The following is an 18,189-nucleotide window of genomic DNA, read 5'->3' as shown; positions in this document are numbered from 1 at the left end:
CTTTTCATTCCCGAAACGGGAATTCTGAATGCGCCATTGTTCCATTTTTTTACGACGCGCGAGCGACCACAATGCCCATCAAGCGTGCATCGCAACCGATTCAACTCAGCCACATGCGCCGCTTTCATCCCTCACTCTGGAGAATCTCATCATGAACGCAAGCACGAAACCGGCCCCACTCGACGGCCGCATCGCCCTGGTGACGGGCGCCAGCTCCGGCATCGGCCGCGCGTCCGCGATCGAACTCGCGCGTCGCGGCGCCAAGGTCGTCGTCTCCGCGCGGCGCAAGCCCGAACTCGATCAACTGGTCGACGCCATCGTGACCGCCGGCGGCGCAGCCCGGGCCTTCGTCGCGGACGTCGCGAACGAAGACGATCTGCGCAAGCTGTTCGATTTCACGGTGGCGGCCTACGGACGCCTCGACATCGCGTTCAACAATGCCGGCACGGAAGGCGTGTTCGCGCCGCTGCTCGAGCAGGATGCCGAGCGGTTCGACAGGGTGTTCGAACCGAACGTGCGAGGCGTGTTCAACTCGATGAAGTACGCCGCTCAAATCATGCTGCGGCAGGGTTCGGGCAGCATCATCAACAACGCATCGATGGGCGGGCTGATCGGCTTCGAGAATGCGTCGGTCTATATCGCGAGCAAGCACGCGGTGATCGGGATGACGAAGACCGCTTCGATCGAATGGTTCAAACGCGGCGTGCGCGTGAACGCACTGTGCCCGGGGCTGATCGAGACGCCGTTCCATCATCGCGGCATCTGGCCGTCGGAAGAGGCGCAACAGGCGTTTGCCGCATCGACGCCGGCAGGACGCTGGGGCTCCGCCGAGGAGATGGCGACGATCGTCGCGTTCCTCGCGTCGGACGACTCCAGCTATGTGTCAGGGCATGCGCTCGTGGCCGACGGCGGTTACTCGGTGGCATGACGGGCAAGGCAAGGCCGGGCCGTGGCCGCGTGCGCCGCACGCCGCCACCCGGCGTCGGCTACGCCGCCGCCTGCCTCGCGTGCAGCCGCAGCGCCAGCCACGCGATCCCGACCGCAACCGCGCCGACCACGCCGCCGAACGTGCCGACCCACGGCAGCCCGAAGTCGCTGGCGATATGGTTGCCGATCAGCGCGCCCGCGCCGATCCCGACGTTGTACAGCCCGGAGAAGATCGACACCGCGAGGTCGGTTCCCTCCGGCGCCAGCTTCAGCACCCATGCCTGCATCGCCAGCCCGAAGCAGACGATCGCCCCGCCCCAGACCAGCGTATGCACGGACAGCGTGACGATGTTCAGCGCGCACGGGAACAGGATCAGCAGGCATCCCGCCAGCGCGACGATCGACCCGAGCAGGAAGTCGTCCGGCCGGTGCGGATAGATGCGGTTGAAGCAGATCGCGGCCGGTATGCCGGCGACGCCGAACAGGATCAGCACATAGGTAATCCGGCTGCTGCTCGCGTGGTTCACGCTTTGGACGAAGGGCTCGATGTACGTGTACGACGTGAAGTGCGCGGACACGACCAGCACGGTGATCGCGTACAGCGCCACCAGCGCGGGCTTGCGCAGGAACACGCCGATGCTGCCGAGCGACCCGGCGCCCTCGCTCGGCGATACCGGCAACGTCGCGCGCAGCAGCAGCAACGCGACGCCGGCCGCGCCGGCGATGATCAGGAACGTGACGCGCCAGCCGAACGTCTCGCCGATCACGCGCCCGAGCGGAATGCCGGCCACCATCGCGATCGCCGTGCCCATCGCCAGCAGGCTGAGCGCGCGGCTTTTCCGGTCGCTCGGCGCGAGCCGCACGGCCAGCGGCACGGAAATCGACCAGAACACCGCATGTGCGCACGCGATGCCCAGCCGGCCGATCATCAGCACCGCGAAATTCCACGCGACACCGGTCACGACGTGGCTCGCGATGAACCCCAGCAACGCCCACGTGAGCAGCGTGCGGCGCTCGACGTGGCGCGTGGCCAGCGTCAGCGGCAAAGACACGACGGCCACGGCCCACGCATAGATCGTCAGCATCAGGCCGACGTCGGTCGGCTGCATGTGCAGGCTGTCGCCGATCGCGCTGAGCAGCGCGACGGGCACGAATTCGGTGGTATTGAAGATGAAGGCGGTGAGTGCCAGGGTCAGGACACCCCACCACGAGTGCTTGGAACTGACGGCGTCCGGTGTAGCCATACCTGGAATCGGCGAGACGAGGGTTGGGGGCGCGCGGCGCGGAGAACCCGGCCCGGCGATCGCCGCGATTGTACCAGCGGCACATGACGCGGCGCGGCGCGGGGCCGGGCGGCGTCGATGGGCCGCGGGACATGGTCATGACATCGCCGTGCGCCGATAATGTGCCGACCGGCTTCTCACGACCCGTTCGCTCGAGCCCCATCGAGCCAGGAGAATCACATGCGCATTGAAACGTCTTTTCTGTTCGATCTCGACGGCACGCTCGTCGACAGCGTCTACCAGCACGTACTCGCGTGGAAGGAAGCGCTCGATGCCGAAGGCATCGAATTGTCGGTGTGGCGCATCCACCGCAAGATCGGCATGAGCGGCGGCCTGTTCCTGAATCAGCTGCTGCGCGAGACGTCGGGCGACCTCGACGCCGAGCGCGTCGAGCGGTTGGCGCGCCTCCATGCGGCCGCGTACCAGCGGCTGCGCGCGCAGGTCCGGCCGCTGCCGGGTGCGCGCGAACTGCTCGCCGCGCTGACGAACGCCGGCATTCGCTGGGCGATCGCGACCAGCGGGCGGATGGAAACGGCCGCCATCAATCTCGAGGCGCTCGGCGTCGACCCGGCGAAGAACGTGGTGGTCACGCGCGACCAGGTGAAGTATGCGAAGCCGGACCCCGACCTGTTCCTGACCGCGGCGGCGAAGCTGAACGTGCCGATCGAGCATACGGTGGTGGTCGGCGACAGCATCTGGGACATGCTCGCCGCCGCCCGCTGCCGCTCGCTCGGCGTCGGGCTGCTGTCCGGCGGTTACGGCAGCGACGAACTCGAACGCGCGGGCGCGTTGCGCGTGTACGACGATCCGGCCGATCTGCTGTGGCATCTCGACGAGATTGCCGCGCGGCCCTGAAACGCCTGCTTCGCCGACGGCACCTTCGCCGGGTCGCCGTCGGTTTCGTCAGGTCGCGAACGATCACCGGCCGCACCCCCGTCGTATCGGCACGTGGCCGCCGCGCCGCTCAATCGTCGTCAATGCGCTTGTCGATCAGATAGCGACCCCGCTCGACACCCGCGAGCAGCGCTTCGTTCTTGGTCATCCAGTCGGGGCCATCGGCCGCCGGCACGACCAGCTCGATGCGCTTGCCGCCCACATACACCTGCACCTCGTCGCGCCACGCGCCGCTGTCGTTGCGCCGCGCCCACACATGTATCTCGTGCCCGCGATACGGGTCCCGAATTTGTGCGTCCTGTTGATTTTGCACGGTGGCCTCCTTGTACCTATCTGCGATGGCGATGCAAAAAATACGCGCCGCATGATCGCCGCGCGCCCCGTCGGCCCCGTACGCACGCGCCGTGCCTGATAGCTGCCCGCGGGCACGCGGCTTGCGCGCCGCTCGCGCACCGAACCGCCACGGGCACGGGCCCGAGCCCGCGAAGCGGTTCCCCCTGCAACCGGACGACGATCCGCGCACCGATGCCTTCCCCGGCTCCGCTCCCGCGACCCGGCTCGCGGATTGAACGTCCCGACCCTTCGCCAAGGAGCCTCGTGTGAATCAAACGACCGATCTGCTCTCCTATCTCGTGACGAGCCAACTGGCTGCGCGCATGCGGTCCGGTGCATGGCTCACGACCGGTCAGCTGGTCGACGTGGAGCGTATGTGGCTCGCGTGCCGTCACGCCGAATGCGGATGGCTTACGCGGGTCAGGATCGCGGATGCGTCCGCGACGATCGCGCAAGGGATCTACGACATCGCGATCGCGAACCGCGATCCCGACACCGGCGAACGTGTGCGGCTCGACGCCGATTCACCGGAACTGAACGCGCTGCGCGAACGATGCGACGCGCTGCTGCAGCGGATCGACAGCAACCGTGACGTCGACGTATGGTGATCGTGCCGGACCGCGCGACACGCGCCGACGAGAGCGCCGCAGGTGTGGCGCGCGTTCCCGAGCGGATGCCCGGCAAGCTCGCCGGACCCTGAGGGGGCCCCCGGAGCGGCTGTTCGACGGGCCGTGCATCGCAGCGTGCGGTTCTGGCCGGCGTTCGATCACGATCCGCCGCTCGCGCGGATGCGCGCGACGCCCGCAGCGGGCACGTCGCTTGCGCGGTGGCCCGTTTTGATCCGACGGAGCCGGCCCATGCGAACCGACGCACTCGACGGAAACGATCTCGACTACTGGTGTGCACGCGCGCTGTGCATCGACGACGAGGACACGCTGCGTTTCACCGCCGTCGCACCGCATCTGGTCGTGACGGCTGCATGCGACGCACTCAGGCGGCTCGACACGGGTTTCGTGCCGTCGGCGTCGTGGTCCGACGCGGGCGCGGTGCTCGACCGTGTCGACGATCTTCGCATCGCACGGCACGGCGACGACGTCGAATGCGACGCGACCTTCGTCGACGGCCCGTGCACCTGCGGCGCGCACGGGCGCGATGCCCGCGTGGCCCTGCTGCGGGCGTTCGTGCGCGCACGCTTTGGGGACGAAATCGATGCACCGCCGCCGTTCCCGCACTGGATCGAACATGGTGCGGTGGTGCGCTGCGACCCCGGCGTGCCCCTTCCCGAAGCCGATGACGATCGCGCTACGGGCGACAGCACGGATATCCGCTCGGTGCCGCGCATATAAGTGCATGCAGCTACCCAGCGGTCATGTAAAAACGACAGTCCCCGCCGCAGCGGGTCGCCCACCCGCCCTTGCCCCACGGAAAACCACCCGGCAGGCACGCGTGTTGCGGCGAACCGGCGTTATCGACCGCCGCCCGTACACCCGCGCCATGGACTCCACGCCGATCTTCGCTCCGCATATCCAGTTTTGCGACGCCCGCCTCGTCGGACCGCTCGACGCATGGCCGCAGACGTTCGCGCATGTCGCCGGCATGGGCTTCGATCACGTGCTCGTCGGCGCGTTCTGGGCCGCCAGCGTCGCCGGTTTTCCGCGCCACGTGGCGGATTTCCGGCGTCCGGCTCAATCGTTCGCGACACGCGCGAGCGCGCTCGAAACCTTCTCCCGGCTCGCCCAGCTTGCACACGGCCACGGGCTGCGCCTGCTGCTCGAAGTCGTGCCGGATCGTGTCGCGCGCGAGAACCCGCTGCGCGCCGAGCATCCGGACTGGTACGTCGAGCACACGCACGACGACGCGCTGATCGATCCGCGCGGCACCGCGCACGCGCTGGATGTCGCCCACGCGAACCTCGGCGATGAAGCCGCGCGCGACGCGCTGTCCGCGTGGTGGTGCAAACACCTCGCCGCGTTCGCCGATGCGGGCGCGGCCGGCTTCCTGATCGACGCGCCGCATCATCTGCCGGCCGACTGGTGGCCCGGCTGGCGCGCGGCGCTGCGCCGTACGCGCCCGGACGTCGCGGTGCTCGCCGGCGTGCCCGGCCATGCGCGCGACGCGCTGGCGCAACTCGAAGGCGCCGGGTTCGACGCGGTGTTTTCATCGGTGCGCTGGTGGGACCTGCGCGCCCCGTGGTTCGTCGACGAACACCGGCTGCTGCGGCGCATCGGCTCGCCGATCGCGTTTCCCGACGCGCTCGACGGCACGCGCCTCGCCGACGACTGGCCCGACGCGTCGGATGACACCGTCGCCCGCGCGTATCGCCGCGCACTGTGGACCGCTGCCGCCGTCGGCACCGGCTGGCTCGTGCCGATGGGCTTCGAGCGCGGCGTCACGGTGCCGCTGATGGCGCGCGACGCCGATGCGGCGCGCTACCTCGCCGCGTTCGAGGACGCGCGCTTCGACCTGTCGGGCGCAATCGCCGATGCGAACGCGTGGCGCCGCGCCACGCCCGTTGCGGCCGCGCGCGGTGAAATCGCGCAGTTGAGCGCGCCTGGCGCACCGGCGACCGCGTTGCTGCGCGGCACCGGGCCGTCGCTGGAACACGACACCGCCGCGCTGCTGATCGCGTTGAATCCCGATCTCGATGCAGCAGTGACGGTCGACCCCGCGATGATCCTGCCCGGCGTGCCGGGCGGATTCACGCGCGTCGCCACGCACGACGGCACGCCAACCCACCCGCCGGCCGCGCTCGAACCGTTCACGCTCGAACCCGGCGCGTACGCGCTGCTGCATGCGTGGCGGGCGCCGCCCGTCACGACCCGCCACGACGCCGCACACGAGCGCGGCATGGTGTCCGCGGCGCTCGCGGGCGAACGGATCGCGATCGAGCGCGTCGAGCCGTCGGTCGACGGCGGCCGCTTCGCGGTCAAGCGCGTGATCGGCGAGACGCTCGTCGTCCACGCGTCGATCTTCACCGACGGGCACGCGCATCTCGCGGCCGCGCTGCAGTGGCGCGCCGCCGGCGACGACGACTGGCGCGAAATCCCGTTCGAAGCCGAACCGAACGACCGCTGGCACGCACGCGTCGTGCTCGATCGGCTCGGCCGCCATGAATTTCGCGTGATTGCCTGGCGCGACGACTGGGCATCGCTCGTCGACGATGTCGCGAAGAAACACGCGGCCGGCCAGGACGTGACGCTCGAGCTGCGCGAAGCACAGCTGCTGCTCGCGACCGCGCTCAAGTTCGCCCATCCGCTCGACCCACGCGCGCTCACGCAGATGAAACAGCGCATCGCCGAATTCAAGGACGCGCCGGCCGACGTGCAGCTCGCGCAGCTCGGCGCGGCGCCGCTTGCCGATGCGTTCGCGGCGCTGCGCTACCGCCCGTTCGTCACGCACGATGAAACGACCTGGCCGGTCGAGGTCGAGCGCCGCGCGGCGCGCTTCTCCAGCTGGTACGAGATGTTTCCGCGCTCGGCGAGCGACGATCCGCACCGGCACGGCACGTTCGACGACGTGATCGCGCACCTGCCGCGCATCCGCGACATGGGTTTCGACGTGCTGTATTTCCCGCCGATCCACCCGATCGGCACGACCGCGCGCAAGGGGCGCAACAACAGCCTGAAGGCCGGCCCCGACGACGTCGGCAGCCCTTACGCGATCGGCTCGCCGGACGGCGGCCACACGGCCGTGCATCCGCAGCTCGGCACGCTCGAATCGTTCCGCGCCCTGGTCGATGCCGCGCGCGGCCACGGGCTCGAGATCGCGCTCGATTTCGCGATCCAGTGCTCGCCCGACCATCCGTGGCTCGCCGCGCATCCGGGCTGGTTCGCGTGGCGGCCCGACGGCTCGCTGCGCTTCGCGGAAAATCCGCCGAAGCGCTACCAGGACATCGTGAACCCCGATTTCTACGCGCCGGACGCACTGCCCGACCTGTGGCTCGCGCTGCGTGACGCGGTGCTGTTCTGGGTCGACGCGGGCGTGCGGATCTTCCGCGTCGACAACCCGCACACGAAGCCGCTGCCGTTCTGGGCGTGGATGATCGACGACGTGCGCGGCCGGCATCCGGACGTCGTATTCCTGTCCGAAGCGTTCACGCGGCCGGGCATGATGTACCGGCTCGCGAAGGTCGGGTTCTCGCAGTCGTACACGTACTTCACGTGGCGCGAGTCGAAGCGCGAATTCATCGACTACCTGACCGAGCTGACGACCGGCCCGGCGCGCGAATTCTTCCGGCCGAACTTCTTCGTCAACACGCCCGACATCAATCCGCGCCACCTGCAGAACGCACCGCGCACGCAGTTCGTGATCCGCGCGGCGCTCGCGGCGACGCTGACGGGCTCGTGGGGCCTGTACTCGGGCTTCGAGCTCGGCGAATCGGCCCCACTGCCCGACAGCGAGGAATACGCGGACGCGGAGAAGTACGAGCTGCGGGCGCGCGACTGGAGCAAGGCCGCGCATATCGGCGCCGAGGTCGCGCGGCTGAACCGCGCGCGGCGCGCCAACCCGGCGCTGCAGACGCATCTCGGCCTCACGTTCGCCGACGCGGACAACGACTCGGTGCTCGTGTTCGTGAAGGCGACGCCGGCGTTCGACAGCGTGGTCGTCGTCGCGATCAGCACCGATCCGTGGCATCCGCAGGTCGCGAACTTCACGCTCGATGCGTCGCTGTGGCGCGGCCTGGGGCTCGTCGACGGCGAACCGCTCGACGCGCTCGAACAGGACGCCACGCATGCGGAAACCTGGCACGGACATCGCCAGTACGTCTCGCTCGATCCGCATGTGCGCCCGTATGCGATCTGGCGGCTTACGCCGTCAACAGGCGCCGCGCGGGCGGCGGCGCGCGGACCGGGCGACGCCCGGCCATCCTCGGGAGCCCATGGATGATGAAACGCGAAGATTCCCTCGACGACGTACGCCGCGCGCAATTCCCGTCGCTGGCGCCGGCCGGCACCCCGCGCCGGCGCCGCGCACGCCGTCGCGCGCCGGCGCTCTGCGCGGACGATCCGCTGTGGTACAAGGACGCGATCATCTACCAGGTGCACGTGAAGTCGTTCTACGACTCGAACAACGACGGCATCGGCGATTTCCCCGGCCTGATCGCGAAGCTCGACTACATCGCCGAACTCGGCGTCGACACGATCTGGCTGCTGCCGTTCTACCCGTCGCCGCGCCGCGACGACGGCTACGACATCGCCGACTACCGCGACGTGCATCCCGACTACGGCACGCTGGCCGACGTGCGGCGCTTCATCCGCGAAGCGCATGCGCGCGGCATTCGCGTGATCACCGAGCTGGTGATCAACCACACGTCGGACCAGCATCCGTGGTTCCAGCGCGCACGCCGCGCGAAGCGCGGCTCCACGCATCGCGACTACTACGTGTGGTCCGACACCGACACGAAATACGCGGGCACGCGGATCATCTTCCTCGATACGGAAACGTCGAACTGGGCGCATGACCCGATCGCCGGCCAGTACTACTGGCACCGCTTCTATTCGCACCAGCCGGACCTGAACTTCGACAACCCGGCCGTCGTGCGCGAGGTGATGCAGGTGATGCGCTTCTGGCTCGACCTCGGCATCGACGGGCTGCGGCTCGACGCGGTGCCGTATCTCGTCGCGCGGGAAGGCACCAGCAACGAGAACCTGCCCGAGACGCACGCGATCCTGAAGCAGATCCGCGCGACGATCGACGCCGAGTATCCGAACCGGATGCTGCTCGCCGAGGCGAACCAGTGGCCGGAAGACGTGCAGGAATATTTCGGCAACGAGGACGAATGCCACATGGCGTTCCATTTCCCGCTGATGCCGCGCATCTACATGTCGATCGCGAGCGAGGACCGCTTCCCGATCGTCGACATCATGCGGCAGACGCCGGAACTCGCGCCGAGCAACCAGTGGGCCGTGTTCCTGCGCAACCACGACGAGCTGACGCTCGAGATGGTCACCGATTCCGAGCGCGACCTGCTGTGGCAGACCTATGCGACCGACCGGCGCGCGCGGCTGAACCTCGGCATCCGGCGCCGGCTCGCGCCGCTGATGGAACGCGACCGGCGCCGCATCGAGCTGATCAACTCGCTGCTGCTGTCGATGCCCGGCACGCCGGTGATCTACTACGGCGACGAGCTCGGGATGGGCGACAACATCCACCTCGGCGACCGCGACGGCGTGCGCACGCCGATGCAGTGGTCGTCGGACCGCAACGGCGGCTTCTCGCGCGCCGACCCCGAACAGCTCGTGCTGCCGCCGGTGATGGGCGCGCTGTACGGCTATGACGCGGTCAACGTCGAGGCGCAGACGCGCGACCCGCATTCGCTGCTGAACTGGACGCGCCGCATCCTGTCGACGCGCCGCGCGTCGCAGGCGTTCGGGCGCGGCACGATCCGCTTCCTGCGTCCGGAGAACCGCAAGGTGCTCGCGTACCTGCGCGAGCTGGACGGCCACGATCCGGTGCTGTGCGTCGCGAACCTGTCGCGGGCGTCGCAGGCCGTCGAGCTCGACCTGTCCGAATTCGCGGGCCGCGTGCCGATCGAGATGACGTCGGATTCGCCGTTTCCGCCGATCGGGCAGCTCACGTACCTGCTGACCTTCCCGCCCTACGGATTCCTGTGGTTCGTGCTGGCCGAGCACGGCCGCGAGCCGTCGTGGCGGCAGCCCCATGCGGAGCCGCTGCCCGAATACGTGACGCTCGTGATGCGGCGCGGCGATACGTGGCCGGACGTCGAACAGCTGCACGTGCTCGCGCACGACGCACTGCCCTCGTGGCTCGCGCGGCGGCGCTGGTTCGCGTCGAAGGACCGCGCGATCGGCACGGCCCGGCTGAACGTCGTCACGCCGGTGTCGGGCGAACCGTTCCAGTATGCGGAGGCCTGGGTCGAATCCGGTGAGACGGGCCATGTCGAACGCTACGTCGTGCCGCTCGCGGTCGCGTGGGGCGGTGAAACCTCGCAGCCGCTGTTCGCGCAGCTGGCGCTGGCGCGCGTGCGGCGCGGCCATTCGGTCGGCTACCTGACCGACGCGTTCGCGCTGCCGGCGTTCGCGCACGGGATGCTGCGCAAGCTGCGCGACAGCGCGACGGTGCCGACCGCCGACGGCGGCCGGCTCGCGTTCCTGCCGGAAGACGCGCTCGCCGCACTCGATCCCGGCGACGACGCCGAAGTGCGCTGGCTCGCGGCCGAGCAGAGCAACAGCTCGCTCGTGATCGGCGACGCGATCGTGCTGAAGCTGGTGCGCAAGGTCGCGCACGGCATACATCCGGAAGCGGAAATGAGCCGGTACCTGACGCGGATCGGCTACCCGAACACCGCGACGCTCGCGGGCGAAGTCGTGCACGTCGATCCGGACGGCACACCGCACACGGTCGCGATCCTGCAGCGCTACGTCGACAACCAGGGCGACGCGTGGACGCGCTCGTTCGACTTCCTGCGGCGCGCGGTGGACGAGCTCGCGCTGCCGGCCGCCGACGAAGAGGACACCGGCGACGCCAACGAGGAACCCGAAGCGCTGCTCGGCTATGCGGCGTTCGCGGGGATCATCGGTACGCGGCTCGGCCAGCTGCACGTCGCGCTCGCGCAGCCGTCCGACGATCCCGCGTTCGCGCCGGAGCCCGCGACGCCCGGCCACGTCGACGGCTGGTGCGCGGACGCGATCGCGTCGTTCCAGCACGCGCTCGACGTGCTGCGCACGCGGCTCGATGCGCTCGACCCTGCCATGCGCGCGGCGGCCGACACGCTGCTCGCGTCGCGCGACGCGGCCGTCCGCGCGCTCGGCGAGCTCGTGCCGCGCACGCTCGAGGCGCAATGCATGCGGATACACGGCGATTTCCATCTGGGCCAGGTGCTCGACGTGCAGGGCGACGCGCTGCTGATCGACTTCGAAGGCGAGCCGGCGCGCCCGCTCGAACACCGTCGCGCGAAATCGCATCCGCTGCGCGACGTGGCCGGCCTGCTGCGTTCGCTGTCGTACGTGAGCGCGACCGCGCAGTTCGCGATCGAGAAGGCGCCGCCGCAGGCGGCCGGCCGCAAGCGTGCATTGTTCGACCGCTTCGGGCAGGCCGCCGCCGACCGCTTCGTCGACTGCTATCGCACGGCCACCGAGCAGGCCCCCGCGCGTTTCGTCGACCCGCGCTACGCCGATCGCCTGCTCGCGCTGTTCCTGATCGACAAGGCGTCGTACGAGCTGTGCTACGAAGCCGCGAACCGGCCCGACTGGCTGAGCGTGCCGGTCGGCGGGCTCGCCGCACTGGTCGAACGGCTGCTCGGTGACGGCGGTGCATCCGCCGAAGGAGGGTCGCAATGACCGGAACGCTGTTCGAACGATCCGATATCGATGCGCTGCTCGCCGGCCGCCATCCCGATCCGTTCGCGTGCCTCGGCCCGCACGGGCAGGCCGACCAGGTCGTCGTGCGCGCGCTGCTGCCCGGCGCGAAAAGCGTGCACGCGCTGTCGCCGGAAGGCGCCGAACTCGCCACGCTCGCGTGCGTCGATCGCGCCGGCTGCTTCGCGGGGACTATCCCGCGCAACGGCGGCGCGCCCCACTACCTGCTCGCGATCGACTGGCCCGACGCGCGGCAGGTGATCGACGATGCGTATGCGTTCGGCACGCTGCTCGACGACGCCGTGCTCGCCCGCTTGTCGGCCGGCGACCCGGCCGCCGTGCTCGACTGCCTCGGCGCCGCGCCCGCGCGCATCGACGACACCGACGGCGTGCGCTTCGCGGTCTGGGCGCCGAACGCGCAGCGCGTGTCGGTGGTCGGCGATTTCAACGGCTGGGACGGCCGCCGGCATCCGATGCGGCTGCGCCGGCCGTCGGGCGTGTGGGAGCTGTTCGTGCCGGGCATCGGCGCGGGCGAATGCTACAAGTACGAGGTGCGCGCGGCCGACGGGCGCGTGCTGCCGCACAAGGCCGATCCCTGTGCGCGCGCGACCGAGGCGCCGCCGCGCACGGCGTCGGTCGTCGCAGACGTCGCGGCGCTCGACGCGTTCGCGTGGCACGACGACGGCTGGATGCACGCGCGGCCGCACACCGACCGCTACCGTGTGCCGTGGTCGATCTACGAGGTGCATGCGGAATCGTGGCAACGCGTGCCCGAGGAGATGAACCGCAGCGCGACCTGGGACGAACTCGCCGAGCGGCTGATTCCGTACGTGAAGGGCATGGGCTTCACGCACGTCGAATTCATGCCGATCGCCGAATACCCGTTCGGCGGCTCGTGGGGCTACCAGCCGCTCGCGCAGTTCGCGCCGTCCGCGCGCTTCGGGCCGGTCGACGGTTTCGCGCGCTTCGTCGACCGTGCGCACGCGGCCGGCATCGGCGTGCTCGTCGACTGGGTGCCCGCGCACTTCCCTGACGATCCGCATGGCCTCGCGCAGTTCGACGGCACCGCGCTGTACGAGCATGCCGACCCGCGCGAAGGGCTGCATCCCGACTGGCACACCTGCGTGTTCAACGTCGGGCGCACGGAAGTCGGCGCGTTTCTCGCCGCGTCGGCGCTCGCGTGGGCGCGCCGATATCACGTCGACGGCATTCGCGTCGACGCGGTCGCGTCGATGCTGTACCGAGACTATTCGCGCGCCGAAGGCGAATGGGTGCCGAACGTGCACGGCGGCCGCGAGAACCTCGAATCGGTCGCGTTCCTGCGCATGATGAACGACACGCTGCACGGTGCGGCCGCGCCGGCGGGCGTCGTCACCGTCGCGGAGGAATCGACCGCGTGGCCGGGCGTCACCGCGCCGACCGGCGACGGCGGGCTCGGCTTCGACTTCAAGTGGAACATGGGCTGGATGCACGACACGCTCGCGTATCTGCGCGAAGACCCGGTGCATCGCCGCTATCACCACGACCGGATGACGTTCGGGCTCGTGTACGCGTTCTCCGAGCGCTTCGTGCTGCCGCTGTCGCACGACGAGGTCGTGCACGGCAAGGGCTCGCTCGTCGCGAAGATGCCGGGCGACGCGTGGCAGCGGCTCGCGACGCTGCGCGCGTACTTCGGCTTCATGTGGGCGCACCCCGGCAAGAAGCTGCTGTTCATGGGCAGCGAATTCGCGCAATGGGCCGAGTTCGCGCACGACGCGACGCCGCACTGGGACCTGCTCGACGCACCCGCGCATCGCGGCGTGCAGCGGCTCGTGCGCGACCTGAACCGCACGTATGCGGCCGAGCCCGCGCTGCATGCGCTCGACTGCCACGCGGCCGGCTTCTCCTGGCTGATCGGCGACGACCGCGACAACAGCGTGTTCGCGTTCGCGCGCCGCGACGACGCCGGGCACCTGGTGGTCGCCGTCTGCAACTTCACGCCGGTGCCGCGCACGAGCTATCGCGTCGGCCTGCCCGCGCCCGGACAGTGGCGCGAACTGATGAACACCGATGCCGCGCCGTACGGCGGCACCAACGCCGGCAACGACGGCGCCGTGTGGGCCGAAGCCGTGCCCGCGCACGGTGAAGCGTGGTCGGCCACCCTGCGCCTGCCCCCGCTCGCGACGCTATGGCTGCGCCCTACCTGATTTCCCGCACCCTGGACACGGAGATCCGCCCCATGCCGACCGCCCTGCCCACCCGTCTCGAATCCGGCCGCAGCTATCCGCTCGGCGCGACCTGGGACGGCCTCGGGACCAACTTCGCGGTGTTTTCCGCGCACGCGCACCGCATCCAGCTGTGCGTGTTCGATCCAACCGGCCGCAAGGAGCTTGCGCGCCTCGACCTGCCCGAATGCACCGACGAGATCTGGCACGGCTACCTGCCCAACGCGCATCCTGGCACCGTGTACGGGTTTCGCGCGGACGGCCCGTACCAGCCGCAGCACGGCCATCGGTTCAACCCGACCAAGCTGCTGCTTGACCCGTACGCGCGCAAGCTGGTCGGCCAGTTCCGCTGGTCGGACGCGCTGTTCGGCTATCGCCTGCATTCGAACCGCGCGGACCTGTCGATGGACCGGCGCGACTCGGCGCCCGCGATGCCGAAGTGCGTGGTGGTCGACGAAGCATTCGACTGGAGCACCGACCGGCGCCCGCGCGTGTCGTGGCGCAACACGGTGATCTACGAGACCCACGTGCGCGGCGCGTCGATGCGGCGTGCCGGGTTGCGCCCGCCCGAGCGCGGCACGTTCGCGGCGTTCGCGCATCCGGCGTTCATCGATCACCTGCTGTCGATCGGCGTGACGACGGTCGAGCTGCTGCCTGTCCACGCGTTCCTGCAGCAGCGCGCGCTGGTGCAGCGCGGCTTGCGCAACTACTGGGGCTACGACACGGCCGCGTTCTTCGCGCCGGAGCCCGCGTATCTCGCGACGCGGCGGCTCGACGAGATGCGCATCGCGATCCGCCAGCTGCATGCGGCCGGCATCGAGGTCGTGCTCGACGTCGTCTACAACCATACGTGCGAGGGCAACGAGCTCGGCCCGACGCTGTCGTGGCGCGGCCTCGACAACGCGAGCTACTACCGGCTGATGCCGGACCGCCGCTTTCATGTCGACGAGACCGGCTGCGGCAACACGCTGAACCTGTCGCATCCGCGCGTCGTGCAGATGGTGATGGATTCGCTGCGCTACTGGGCCACCGCGTTCAACATCGACGGCTTCCGTTTCGACCTCGGCGTGACGCTCGGTCGCGAGGAACACGGCTTCGATCCGGGCGCGGGTTTTTTCGACGCGCTGCGGCAGGACCCGGTGCTCTCGCAGCGCAAGCTGATCACCGAGCCGTGGGATCTCGGCCCCGGCGGCTACCAGCTCGGCCGCCATCCGCCCGGTTTCGCCGAATGGAACGACCGCTTTCGCGACACCGTGCGGCGCTTCTGGCGCGGCGACCCGGGCCAGCGGCCGGAGCTCGCCGCGCGCCTCGCAGGATCGGCCGACCTGTTCAACCACCAGCGGCGCCATACGTGGGCGTCGGTCAATTTCATCACCGCGCACGACGGCTTCACGCTCGCCGATCTGGTGTCGTATTCGAAGAAACACAACGACGCGAACGGCGAGGACAACCGCGACGGTCGCGACGACAACTGCACCGCGAACTGGGGTGTCGAAGGGCCGACCGACGATGCGGCGATCCGTGCCGTGCGCGCGCGCGTCGCGCGCTCGATGCTCGCGACGCTGTTCACCGCGCTCGGCACGCCGATGCTGGTGGCCGGCGACGAGTTCGGCCGCACGCAGCACGGCAACAACAACGCGTACTGCCAGGACAACGAGCTGTCGTGGCTCGACTGGGATCTGGCGCGCAGCGACGAAGCGGTGACGCTGATGCGTTTCGTGTCGCGGCTCGCCGCGCTGCGGCGCATGTATCCGGTGATGTCCGCGCCGCGCTACCCGTCGGGCGACCGCGAGGCCGCGCCGGGCATGGCCGAGCTCGGCTGGTTCGACGAGCACGGCGATGCGATGACCGTGCCCGCGTGGCAGGACCACGAGCGCCGCGCGCTGACGATGCGGCGCGTCGGCACGGGCCGCACCGGGCGCACCGAGGCGCTGCTCGTGATGCTGAACGCGTCGTCCGAGACGGTCGTGTTCGCGCCGCCCGCGCCGGTGCTCGACTATCGCGTGCTGGTCGACACGGCCACGCCGGACGCCGGCCCGCGCCCGTGGCCGGCCAGCGGCCTCGACGTCGCCGCGCACGCGGCCGCGATCGCGGTGGCCGCCGTGCCGCCCGACCTGTCTCCGGGAGACCCGACATGAGATCACGCCCCGCCCGTCCATCGGATTCGCACGCGTTCGACACGTCGTTCGGCGCGACCTGCGTCGACGTCGACCGCACGCGCTTCCGGCTGTGGGCGCCCGCGAGCCGCACGGCCGCCGTCGAAATCGAAGGCGAAAACCTGCCCACCGTCCCGATGACCGCGGTGGGCGATGGCTGGTTCGAGGCCGTCGTGCCGTGCGGCCCCGGTACGCTGTATCGCTACCGGCTCGACGGCGATCTCGCGGTGCCCGATCCCGCGTCGCGCTTCCAGCCCGGCGGCGTGGCAGGCCCGAGCCAGGTCGTCGATCCGGCTGCGTACCGCTGGCGCCACGACGCGTGGCGCGGCCGCCCGTGGCACGAGACCGTGCTGTACGAGCTGCACATCGGCGCATGCGGCGGCCACGCTAGCGTCGAGCGGCGGCTGCCGGAAATCGCCGCGCTCGGCGTGACCGCTGTCGAGCTGATGCCCGTCAATGCGTTTCCCGGTGCGCGCAACTGGGGTTACGACGGCGTGCTGCCGTTCGCGCCCGATGCGTCGTACGGGCGGCCCGAGGAACTGAAGGCGCTGATCGATACCGCGCACGGGCTCGGGTTGCAGATGTTTCTCGACGTCGTCTACAACCACTTCGGCCCGGAAGGCAACCTGCTGCCGCGCTACGCGCCCGCGTTCTTCCGCGCGGACCGGCAGACCGCGTGGGGGCCGGCCATCGACTTTTCTCGGGAGCAGACGAGCGCGTTCTTCATCGAGAACGCGCTGTACTGGCTCGACGAATTCCGTTTCGACGGGCTGCGCATCGATGCCGCGCACGCGATCGACGACGACATATGGTTGCGCGAACTCGCGCGCCGCGTGCGTGCGTACGCCGGCGACTCGCGCCACGTGCACCTCGTGCTCGAGAACGAGCGCAACGCGGCGAGCCTGCTCGGGCCCGGCGGTTTCGACGCGCAATGGAACGACGACTTCCACAACAGCGCGCACGTGCTGCTGACCGGCGAGCGCGACGGCTACTACCGTGCGTACGCCGACGCGCCGTTGCGCCATCTCGCGCGCACGCTCGGCGAAGGCTTCGCTTACCAGGGCGAACCGTCGCCGCTGCACGACGGCGCCCCGCGCGGCGAACCGAGCGCGCACCTGCCGCCGACCGCGTTCGTCGCATTCCTGCAGAACCACGACCAGGTCGGTAACCGCGCATTCGGCGAACGGCTGCGCACGCTCGCGAACGAAGACGCGGTGCGCGCGGCGACCGCGCTGCTGCTGCTCGCACCGTCGATCCCGCTGCTGTTCATGGGCGAGGAAGACGGCAGCACGCAGCCGTTCCAGTTCTTCACCGACTATCGCGGCCTGCTCGCCGACGCGGTGCGCGAAGGCCGGCGCCGCGAATTCGCGGCCTTTCCGGCGTTCGCCGACGCCGCGCATCGCAACGCGATTCCCGATCCGAACGACATCGCGACGTTCGTGCGTTCGACGCTGCACGGCAGCAGCGACGAAACCACGCCCGACACCGACGCTTGGCGGCGCTTCTACCGCAGCGCGCTGACCGTGCGCGCGGCGCTCGTGACGCCGAACCTGCCCGGCGCCAGCGCACTCGGCGTCGACCTGCTCGCGGGCGACGGTGACCCGCAGGCGCTCGCCGCGCGCTGGCGCCTCGGCGACGGCAGCACGCTGACGATCGCGTTGAACCTCGGCTCGTACGACGCGGTGCTGCCCGCGCTGCCGGTCGGCAAGATCGTGTTCGAGACGCCGCCACGTGCACGCGACCGCTTGCGCGACCTGCGGCTGCCGCCCCGCGCGTGCATCGCGTGGCGCGACGGCGAGGTCAACCAGGATGCGCGGCAGCACCGCCTGAATGAGCAGGGCCGATCATGACGACCGACGTGTCGATCACCGAACTCGCGCGCGCGGCCGGCCTGGAACCCGACTGGACCGATGCGGGCGGCATCGCGCGGCGGGTGGACGATGAAGCCCTCGTCGCGCTGGTCGACGCGCTCGGCTGGCCGAGCGGCACGGCGACCCAGCGGGTGGAAAGCGCCGCCGCACTCGCCGACGCGAACGCGGCGCCGCCGCGCATCGTCACCGGCGACGCGGGCCTG

11 protein-coding genes and 1 pseudogene are annotated in these 18,189 nt (G+C 70.0%); 10 read left to right on the top strand and 2 right to left on the bottom strand.

All coding sequences use genetic code 11. The annotated features are described in order from the left end of the window. Positions 1-151: 151 nt before the first annotated feature. Positions 152-928 (top strand): glucose 1-dehydrogenase, encoded by a 777-nt coding sequence (locus tag F3J15_RS28065; protein WP_166895276.1) that lies wholly within the window; start codon positions 152-154, stop codon positions 926-928. Between the two features lie 58 nt (positions 929-986). Here F3J15_RS28065 and F3J15_RS28060 read toward each other — a convergent pair whose 3' ends face one another. Continuing rightward, positions 987-2,171, bottom strand: a complete 1,185-nt coding sequence (locus F3J15_RS28060; protein WP_166895274.1) for a sugar transporter — start codon at positions 2,169-2,171, stop codon at positions 987-989. A 219-nt stretch (positions 2,172-2,390) separates the two neighbouring features. Between F3J15_RS28060 and F3J15_RS28055 the strand changes: the two genes are divergently transcribed. Further along, positions 2,391-3,065 carry an HAD family hydrolase gene (locus F3J15_RS28055; RefSeq protein WP_166895272.1) on the top strand — a complete coding sequence of 225 codons (675 nt, stop codon included), beginning with the start codon at positions 2,391-2,393 and terminating at the stop codon, positions 3,063-3,065. A gap of 109 nt (positions 3,066-3,174) precedes the next feature. Here F3J15_RS28055 and F3J15_RS28050 read toward each other — a convergent pair whose 3' ends face one another. Further along, entirely contained in the window at positions 3,175-3,417 is a 243-nt protein-coding gene (locus F3J15_RS28050; protein ID WP_166895270.1) for a DUF6566 family protein, read from the bottom strand. A 343-nt stretch (positions 3,418-3,760) separates the two neighbouring features. Here F3J15_RS28050 and F3J15_RS28045 point away from each other — a divergent pair, with 343 nt between their 5' ends. The 8 genes and pseudogenes from F3J15_RS28045 to F3J15_RS28010 form a co-directional block, all read left to right on the top strand. After that, positions 3,761-4,045, top strand: coding sequence for a hypothetical protein (locus tag F3J15_RS28045; RefSeq protein ID WP_069250256.1), 285 nt, complete (start codon positions 3,761-3,763; stop codon positions 4,043-4,045). A 249-nt stretch (positions 4,046-4,294) separates the two neighbouring features. Continuing rightward, complete coding sequence (locus tag F3J15_RS28040) at positions 4,295-4,783, top strand: phage protein NinX family protein (protein ID WP_166895268.1); 489 nt, start codon at positions 4,295-4,297, stop codon at positions 4,781-4,783. Positions 4,784-4,931: 148 nt separating this feature from the next. Further along, the gene (locus tag F3J15_RS28035) at positions 4,932-8,324 is read left to right on the top strand and encodes a maltotransferase domain-containing protein (protein WP_166895266.1); all 3,393 of its coding nucleotides are present in this window, start codon (positions 4,932-4,934) and stop codon (positions 8,322-8,324) included. Continuing rightward, positions 8,324-11,737 (top strand): maltose alpha-D-glucosyltransferase, encoded by a 3,414-nt coding sequence (treS, locus tag F3J15_RS28030; RefSeq protein ID WP_166895309.1) that lies wholly within the window; start codon positions 8,324-8,326, stop codon positions 11,735-11,737. The genes F3J15_RS28035 and treS overlap by 1 nt, the downstream gene beginning before the upstream one ends. Further along, positions 11,734-13,941: a 1,4-alpha-glucan branching protein GlgB gene (glgB, locus tag F3J15_RS28025; protein WP_166895264.1), complete on the top strand. Its 2,208-nt coding sequence runs from the start codon at positions 11,734-11,736 to the stop codon at positions 13,939-13,941. Before treS ends, glgB begins: the two co-directional genes overlap by 4 nt. A 32-nt stretch (positions 13,942-13,973) precedes the next feature. Continuing rightward, positions 13,974-16,097, top strand: coding sequence for a glycogen debranching protein GlgX (glgX, locus tag F3J15_RS28020; protein ID WP_069249499.1), 2,124 nt, complete (start codon positions 13,974-13,976; stop codon positions 16,095-16,097). Then, positions 16,094-17,965: a malto-oligosyltrehalose trehalohydrolase gene (treZ, locus tag F3J15_RS28015; RefSeq protein WP_166895262.1), complete on the top strand. Its 1,872-nt coding sequence runs from the start codon at positions 16,094-16,096 to the stop codon at positions 17,963-17,965. Before glgX ends, treZ begins: the two co-directional genes overlap by 4 nt. Continuing rightward, positions 17,962-18,189, top strand: a pseudogene (locus tag F3J15_RS28010) (4-alpha-glucanotransferase); the annotation flags it as partial. The gene treZ and the pseudogene F3J15_RS28010, both read left to right, overlap by 4 nt.

The organism is Burkholderia sp. Ap-955, assembly GCF_011753045.1.
GTDB classification, from domain to species: Bacteria; Pseudomonadota; Gammaproteobacteria; order Burkholderiales; family Burkholderiaceae; genus Burkholderia; species Burkholderia lata_D.
This window is presented reverse-complemented; position numbering and strand designations above follow the sequence as displayed.